This window comes from Mycobacterium sp., assembly GCF_049683355.1.
Classification (GTDB): domain Bacteria; phylum Actinomycetota; class Actinomycetes; order Mycobacteriales; family Mycobacteriaceae; genus Mycobacterium.
The window spans coordinates 1-3,056 of sequence record NZ_JBAUJB010000459.1 but is presented as its reverse complement, the minus strand read 5'-3'; the positions used below and the strand labels follow the sequence as shown (position 1 = coordinate 3,056).

The following is a 3,056-nucleotide window of genomic DNA, read 5'->3' as shown; positions in this document are numbered from 1 at the left end:
CGAACACGCGGGCGATACTGTGCAGCACTTTCTGAATTGTGCCGAGAACGCCGGTGAGGTTCTCCGAGTCGTCTCTGACGACGACCTGGAACTCGACCGGCGTGGTGTCGCCGACAACGGGGACAAGGGGGGTGTACACGAACTTGCCGGTGATCAAGTCCCGGAACACGAAACCATCTGCCGGCTGGACGATGTCGTAGGTCAGCGGGTCGCCGTTCGGATCATAGGCATCGATGTCGATGATGACCTGGCCGGTGATCACTTGTTCGGTGGTGACCGACCGGACGACCGGGGTCTTGTTGAAGAATGTGTGGGTGACCACTCGGCGGAACAAGGCCAGGAGCGCATCGGCGATCGACGGCGTCACGGGCACTTCGGGAGTTAGCAGCGGCGAGAGCACAGTGGACACCATCGTGGTGAAGAGCGCTACCTCGCCGACCTCTGCTTCCTCCGGCGAGGTCACCGAGGACACTACGACTGTGGTGTTCGCAGCTTCGTTCGTCGTCGCTACCTCCGAAAAGGTGACGCGGCTGTAGGTGGGCTCCGTCGGACCTTCCTCGACGTCGGGAGACTCCTTGAACGCCGACTGTTGTTTGCCGTCTGGTTCATTCGATTCACCGACATCGTCTGTCGCCTGGCTGCTGTCTCGCTCGGGTGACCGGTCGCTCCCGACGGCCGGCGCATTGTCCGGGTCGGGTTCGTCCGAGTCACTTTCATCGACGTCAGGATCCTCGTGATCGGGTTCGGACGCGTCCTCAGAGTCTGCATCTTTCTCGTCGTCGGAGACATCGACTTGGGCTGAGTCATCATCCCCCGCATCGTCCTGGCCCCCGGAGTCATGGGCATCGGAGGCCCGCCCGCTGCCCCCGGATGAAGACGAGTTGGCTACCGATCGCTTCGTGGCGCCGGCCCCTGAGTCCGAGCTCGACGACGTCGAGGAGGAGTCCGAATCGCTCTCGGCCAGTGCGACGCCGGTGGCGGAATTCGCTACAGCCAAACCGATACCGAGCGAGACCGCGAGCGCGCCCACTCGGCCGATGTGGCCGGAGAACCGGGGAGCACCCTTTCGCGCGTGTTTCGGCGAGCCATCGGTCCCGAAGCCGGCGAGGAGATCCTTCGCCGCCCAGAAATCTCCCGCATCGTTGCCTGCGATCCGGTGGCGGGATGGATGTGAATTCATTACGTCGGCCTCCGTGGTTCTGAAAGGCCCCCCGGCTGTTCTTGTCCCCCGCCACGCATCAGGTCGGGAGACGACTGGCACCGTGTACCGCAGATGGGCGCACGCCGCGTCATCGAACCCCCGACCGAAAGGTAGTACTGTTTAATAGCTGACCGGACCCCCGGCAAAGTCGCCGCGTTCCCGAAAAGCACACTAGAGCAAAAACATGACGCGCATCACACTTCGCCGAAATTTGGCTGCGAATGCAACTTCATCTCATCCGGCGCTACCGCGTTGAACTGCATCTACCACGTGTGTACAAATATTGTCGAGCCCGAAAATCTGCGTGCGATGTCCTGCGCCCCCTAGGACACGTGTCGCGCATCGGCAGCCGCACAGGACCATCATCAGCCTCCTGCAGCACGACGAGACAGCGTTTGCCATACTCCGCGGTCCCGTAATGCAGGCCGCAGTGGCTCTTCACCGAGAGCCGTTTACGGACTGTCCTCCACCGCTGCCGACCAGCACACGACAGCCAAGGCAACAAGAACCTGGATAATGGACAGACATGACTGTTAACCGCTACCGGTATGGGCCGGCGTGACTGACGGGCCACTGATCGTCCAATCGGACAAGACGGTGCTGCTCGAGGTCGACCATGAGCTTGCCGGGGACGCGCGTGCTGCGATCGCCCCGTTCGCCGAGTTGGAACGCGCCCCCGAGCACATCCACACCTACCGGATCACCCCGCTGGCGCTGTGGAACGCCCGCGCGGCCGGACACGACGCCGAGCAGGTGGTCGACGCCCTGGTCAGCTTCTCCCGCTATGCGGTGCCCCAGCCTCTGCTGGTCGACATCGTCGACACGATGGCCCGCTACGGCCGGTTGCAGCTGGTCAAGAGCCCGGTGCACGGCTTGATCCTGGTCAGCCTGGACCGTGCGGTGCTCGAAGAGGTCATGCGCCACAAGAAGATCGCGCCGATGCTGGGGGCACGGATCGACGACGACACAGTCATCGTGCATCCCAGCGAGCGCGGTCACATCAAGCAGTTGCTGCTGAAGATCGGCTGGCCGGCCGAGGACCTCGCCGGCTACGTCGACGGTGAGGCGCACCCGATCAGCCTCGCGCAGGACGGCTGGCATCTCAGGGACTACCAGGAGATGGCGGCGGACTCGTTCTGGGCAGGTGGTTCGGGTGTGGTGGTGCTGCCGTGTGGGGCGGGCAAGACACTCGTCGGCGCGGCGGCGATGGCCAAGGCCGGCGCGACCACGCTGATCCTGGTCACCAACACCGTCGCCGGGCGGCAGTGGAAGCGTGAACTGATCGCCCGCACCTCGCTGACCGAGGAGGAGATCGGCGAGTACTCCGGCGAGCGCAAGGAGATCCGGCCGGTCACCATCGCCACCTATCAGGTGATCACCCGTCGCACCAAAGGCGAGTACAAGCACCTGGAGCTGTTCGACAGCCGGGACTGGGGCCTGATCATCTACGACGAGGTGCACCTGCTGCCCGCGCCGGTGTTCCGGATGACCGCCGATCTGCAGTCGCGCAGGCGTCTGGGGCTGACCGCCACGCTGATCCGCGAGGACGGCCGCGAAGGCGACGTGTTCTCGCTGATCGGGCCGAAGCGCTACGACGCGCCGTGGAAGGACATCGAAGCCCAGGGTTGGATCGCACCGGCAGAGTGCATCGAGGTGCGGGTCACGATGACCGACAACGAACGGATGCTGTACGCCACCGCCGAACCCGAGGAGCGCTACAAACTCTGTGCGACGGCGCACACCAAGATCGCTGTGGTGAAGTCGATCCTGGAACGGCACCCGGCCGAGCCGACGTTGGTGATCGGCGCCTACCTCGACCAACTCGACGAACTGGGCGCCGAACTCGACGCCCCGG

General features: G+C 64.2%; 1 protein-coding gene and 1 pseudogene. One reads left to right on the top strand and one right to left on the bottom strand.

The features are described 5' to 3' along the window. Window positions 1-1,180: pseudogene (locus WA944_RS26140) on the bottom strand (hypothetical protein); the annotation flags it as partial. 579 nt (window positions 1,181-1,759) lie between these two features. Here WA944_RS26140 and WA944_RS26135 point away from each other — a divergent pair. Further along, a partial coding sequence (locus tag WA944_RS26135; RefSeq protein WP_526610983.1) for a DNA repair helicase XPB occupies window positions 1,760-3,056 on the top strand: 1,297 nt, incomplete at its 3' end.